Source organism: Syntrophomonas sp. UBA5494 (genome assembly GCF_002426325.1).
The window spans coordinates 7,942-12,881 of sequence record NZ_DIPG01000001.1 but is presented as its reverse complement, the minus strand read 5'-3'; the positions used below and the strand labels follow the sequence as shown (position 1 = coordinate 12,881).

The following is a 4,940-nucleotide window of genomic DNA, read 5'->3' as shown; positions in this document are numbered from 1 at the left end:
AAGATTGATGAAAATCTCCCCATTGAAGCAGCATTGATGCTTGAAAACAATGGCCATAGTGCTGAAACTGTCTATTCAGAAGGGATCCAAGGTTGTCCTGATCCTGCTCTCGCCGTTCATTGCCGGCAAGAAAAAAGGATACTGATAACGTTGGACGTTGGGTTTTCTAACATTGTAAATTATCCACCAGGAACTACCGAGGGAATTATTGTTATCAGAATGGGTGTTCTCAATAAGGGCTCAATTATAGAAGCAATTGAACAATTAATTCCGAATTTAAACATGTTTGTTATTGGTGACCTTTGGATTGTAGAAAAGGAACGAATCCGAATAAGAAAACAATTGTAACAACTGCCGAAGATAACTTCGCACTAGAACCCATCATGATGCTTTTGGGAAAATCATCTTCTCCAGTAAAATCAGGGACTGCTGCACCCTGATTGTTTTCTGGCGTTTCCGGCTGGTCAATTTCTCCTTTTCGTTACGGGCCTCCTGCAGAATTTCCTGATAAGTATTGGGAAGATGTGCCAAAAGGTACCCGTTATCTATGCCAGAGCCAATGCAACCACGTGTTTTTGGCAAAATAGAAATACAGCAAAGAAGAAGAGCTTGCTCCCTGTTTGTAAAACGTTCTCTTAATCGTTGGCGGTGGTTAGGTTTTCGTTAGCCAATTGTCAATCACCTATCTGCTTCTTTTGAATTTCTTAATACCGTTGTTCACAGTGGCCGTTTTTTCTATAATCTCTTTCTTTGTGACGCTGGTTCCCTTAATCATAGTTTCAACCATATTAACAGCTTTCAGAACAGTCTCAATACTAATATCGGGGATTTCTTCGTTATTGCCTAGATATCCGTTCAGGTATTCTGCTGACGGATTGTGTATCCCCATCCTTTCGCACACCAACCAGCAAACACTTTCGGCTTCAAATTCCTTAACATCTTTATGTAGCATTGGTCTGCCAGTCCACCATTTATCGCTAGGACTTCCTAGATGTCCGCAAAATAGATGCCCTAATTCATGTACTATCGTGGCAAATTTAGTTTCTATTGGATGGTTTCTATTTAAAACCATGTTGAAGAGCACCTTGATCCAATACACCTTGTTCGATTTAACTACAGTCTGCTGTTCCGGGTTTCGATTGGTCTGTATAAATCCCGCGCTAGCTGACCCGTGGTCTGATTTATAATAGGCAATACCGTAGTTGATAAGGCTGTTTAATAGGTTGTTATAATCAACAGTGCTAATTCTCCCTTCTACTCTGAATGGGTTCAATAATTCAGGCGGAAACGGCTTAGTGCCTACCGTATCTCCCAGTTCAAAAACATATGTTACCGGCCCAAATGGGCGTAGGATAACAAGTGGCCTTCCTCCGGGCACAACGTGCCTGCCGAACCTCTCCCTCCAAACCGATGCTAATGCGACATATTGGCTGCCTGGTTTCTGAATATTGATAAGCATGGCATTGAAGGACGCGATTTCAGGGAACTTCTTAATAAATTTTAGAAGTTCAGAATAATCCTGGCTTCGGCGATATGTACCTATTTCTTGAAATAGTTTATCTAGTTCGGGGGTATCTTTCTTGGCCATTTTTACTCCAATTAAATTCTGCCTGCTTCCCATTTATGTCCGCAGTTGAGGCAAGTAATCATTACTGTTTTACTACCTAAGAAGCCTCCCAATAAACCCACAGGTCCAAATAGTATCCCGCCGGCTGCTGCCGAACCTAAGCTGAACCCTTTGTCACCAGCGTATAATTGGACTGATTTGCAGAGGGGACACGAAACTGTATTGCTTTGATTGGAAGAAACATAATTGGGATCAAATTTTACCTTTTCGTTGGCCCACTTCAGAGTCTTACTGTTGCCTAAAATGAGATTATGGATTCTCCCGCATTGACACTGGACCGTCGCTTTCAGGTCGAAACTATCGTTACGTGATACGAGATTATCCTTGGGAACCTTTAATTCCGATCTACATCGTTCACACTGACCTATTACAAACTCTTTATCTTCTGAAAGGTACTTCATAGAATCCTCCCTTAATAACCGTTCATGGATGTCAGGGGGACCATGGATGCTCATTAAGTTTATTGGACTCCGTTGAGCCAATCATTTGCTTGTTTACGATGTTCATCAGTCATCACTGATGATATGGAGGCCATCGCAGCGGCTATGGTCCCGGCATCATCTACAAATCCTACTGCAGCTATGATATCTGGTATAGCATCTGCTGGCATTATAAAATAAGCAAGTGCAGCAGTAATGGTTGCTTTGGCCCAAATCGGTGTTTTGTTGTCTTTCAACGTATTATACATTGCTACTGCATCAGAAATAAGCGGAACCTTAGCAGCAAATTTTTTGGCTTTTTTAAAAAAGCCTCGGTTTACGTAATCTTCTTGAGATTCCCCAGCATGCTGCTCAAACTCCCTATCATCATTTACATAATCTTCTGACATCCGTTATCCCCCCTCTCCTAAATAATTTGACGCACAGTATTCAACAAACCAACCCATCACAAGGCCTTTCCCCAGTTATATCTCAAAGGATGGACAGTGTGTTGTCACCCTTCGATTCTGCTGATACTTATATTAAGAAATTGCAGCTCCAGCGGACCGTTCCGCCAGCCCTTGATAAACTCGCGGGTAGCTTTGCCGCTCTGCTGCCTGTCCCCGGATATAGGCAGAGATCAGGCGTTTAATGTTGTTGGCTCGATAACGGCGCGCATCGGCAACAAAGGCTTGAGCCTTGTTTTTGTAGATTTGATACAGTTGGATGAAATCCGCATCATCGGGAAGGGTTTTTAAGGCTTTGTCTAATTGGGCTAAAGCCTGGGGATCGGATGCTTTTATCTTAGCTATGCTTTCAAATCATTTGCTTAAACTCTTAGCTTCCTTCTGGACCTCTTTGAAGGATTGGGTTTCGTTGAAACCGTCTATATTCTCAGGCACCTGGGGACCACTCCTTACACAAATATCCAAATGCGCTTAATCCACACTTTAGTAAAATTTTCTAGAAATAGTTACAAAATTCCTGCAATTGTGTTGAAATTGTGTATTATGGAATTATGGTTTAGGATAATATCTTATCTTCAAGCCGGCTATCCACTTACTTGAGCCCCCAGTATAACATCACTCTTCGCCCACCCTTTGATTCAACTATCCAACAATTCCAGATAGTTGAATCGTTCAACATTCCATAACCTGTCTGATAGCCAACAGTAGCGCGAAAAAGGGCTGTCAAAGCTGCCACGCTCTCATGATGAACTATTAGGAATTGCCTAATTGTTTAAACAATCCCATACATCCTAACTTGTAAGCATTCCTTACAAGTTGATGGATTGCTGTATTAATCATCTGAATAGGTGTTCTTTTTGCTCGTGGAGACAGCTATACTAAATAAAAACCCCGCAAAGGAAACCCAAATGTTTTTCTCTTTCCGTTTCCGCAACAAAACCGTAAAAGAACTTCGCAAGAACCGGGGCTATACCGCCCATGAGCTGGCGCAGAAGGCACGTATAAAACCCAGTATCATTTTGAGGGTTGACGATACTCCGCTCAAGAATGTGCCCGAACCGCTGTATTCGAAATTGCTCCCCGTTTTACGCGGCGATGAGGTTGATAAAGCCCCCTGGCTGTAGATTTCTTTCGGGCTTCAATCCGAGTGCAACCAATCTGGCTGCCGGTCTCCGACCTTGTGGTCATGATGCTTGGCCTTTTCAGCCTCCAAAGCCTCCATGGCGTAGCTTCTTAGCAGTTTGTTCCATACCGGTATCAGGCTGAGGGGGTGACCCAGAACGTCGAGGCTTGAACATCCCATTGATGTAAACCATTCCCCCAATTTGCCCGGCACGAAGTTCTATGCCCTCCATGTATTTCTGCGATCTCATGGTTGCGTGGGAAGATTCTTCACTGGCGCTCAGAATGATAAGCGGCATCTAACATCACGGGTAAATGTGAAGGATCTGAAAAATCAATCACAAGGATACTGCTTAAGGGAAGCGTACTTTATGACTCTTCCTGGCCGTCTAGCAGCAAAGAAGCGATATTCCGTTTAGCGTGTAGTACTCTCTGAACTGACACGATGTTATCTTCGAATATATAAAATATCAGATATTGTTCACATATTACGTAGCGATATCTGCTGGGTTGCTTGATCCGTGGCGCCAGCGGAGATCCCATCTCTGGGAAATCCGTCAATGCTTCTATCTTTGAGATAATCAACCGTACGGTTTCAACCGCTGCAGATGGGTTTTTTCCCATAAGGAGTCCTTGATCTCTTGTAGATCAGTGCCCGCTACCGGGTTTATTCTGATTTTAACCACATATTAAACCCCCAGGCGATTCTTAAGATCATTCAAGGTCAGCCACTCTTCGCCATTTTTAATGGTAGTTTCGGCTTCTGATAACTTCGAAAGAAGTTCAATAATAGTCTGTTGTTTTTCATAATCTTGAATATCCATAAGGACATATTTGCCTCGTCCGTTCTTGGTTAGAAAAACTGGTTCTCCATCACGACATTCCCTCAGAACCTCATTGTAATTCCTGAGATCAGATACCGGTTTAATGGTGGGCATTATTTATCACCTCCGTAGTTGATGTAATAATTATAACATTTATTATCTTAATATATTACTTAATATACTACTTAATACTTATCAGCAACCGCCATTTTTGTCATCCTGCGACGGCGATATAGCAATAATTTCACCCGGTGTTCACCTTTTGTTCACTTTCCCAGAATACAATTGGAACAGAAAAATTATGAAACCTTTGCTCGAGTCACTGTGACGAAGTCCCGACACAGATTGAAGACCGCCCGGAAAGGAATTCGCCATCGGGTGATTCAGACAGCCCCGTGCCGGGATCAGGGCGTGCGGCGGCAGATGGTTTCTCAGAGAAGGTGGTGAATCATTTGCCTAAATACCGCCATGAGTTGAAAAT

At 42.9% G+C, this 4,940-nt stretch carries 6 protein-coding genes; 2 read left to right on the top strand and 4 right to left on the bottom strand.

Annotated features, from left to right (window positions below; translation table 11 throughout):
• On the top strand, positions 1 to 348 hold a 348-nt coding region (locus B3W37_RS00070; protein WP_483174416.1), incomplete at its 5' end, for a DUF5615 family PIN-like protein.
• A 334-nt stretch (positions 349 to 682) separates the two neighbouring features.
• Here the strand turns inward: B3W37_RS00070 and B3W37_RS00065 are convergent.
• Both B3W37_RS00065 and B3W37_RS00060 read right to left on the bottom strand, forming a co-directional pair.
• Entirely contained in the window at positions 683 to 1,588 is a 906-nt protein-coding gene (locus B3W37_RS00065; protein WP_483171592.1) for an ImmA/IrrE family metallo-endopeptidase, read from the bottom strand.
• A 499-nt stretch (positions 1,589 to 2,087) separates the two neighbouring features.
• Positions 2,088 to 2,456 carry a YkvA family protein gene (locus B3W37_RS00060; RefSeq protein WP_483174415.1) on the bottom strand — a complete coding sequence of 123 codons (369 nt, stop codon included), beginning with the start codon at positions 2,454 to 2,456 and terminating at the stop codon, positions 2,088 to 2,090.
• Between the two features lie 905 nt (positions 2,457 to 3,361).
• Between B3W37_RS00060 and B3W37_RS00055 the strand changes: the two genes are divergently transcribed.
• The gene (locus tag B3W37_RS00055; protein WP_483174414.1) at positions 3,362 to 3,637 is read left to right on the top strand and encodes a helix-turn-helix domain-containing protein; all 276 of its coding nucleotides are present in this window, start codon (positions 3,362 to 3,364) and stop codon (positions 3,635 to 3,637) included.
• A gap of 367 nt (positions 3,638 to 4,004) precedes the next feature.
• Here B3W37_RS00055 and B3W37_RS00050 read toward each other — a convergent pair whose 3' ends face one another.
• Both B3W37_RS00050 and B3W37_RS00045 read right to left on the bottom strand, forming a co-directional pair.
• Complete coding sequence (locus B3W37_RS00050; RefSeq protein ID WP_483174413.1) at positions 4,005 to 4,259, bottom strand: type II toxin-antitoxin system RelE/ParE family toxin; 255 nt, start codon at positions 4,257 to 4,259, stop codon at positions 4,005 to 4,007.
• A gap of 65 nt (positions 4,260 to 4,324) precedes the next feature.
• A complete protein-coding gene (locus tag B3W37_RS00045; RefSeq protein ID WP_483171598.1) occupies positions 4,325 to 4,573 on the bottom strand; it encodes a type II toxin-antitoxin system prevent-host-death family antitoxin in 249 nt (82 codons plus the stop codon).
• Positions 4,574 to 4,940: the final 367 nt, after the last annotated feature.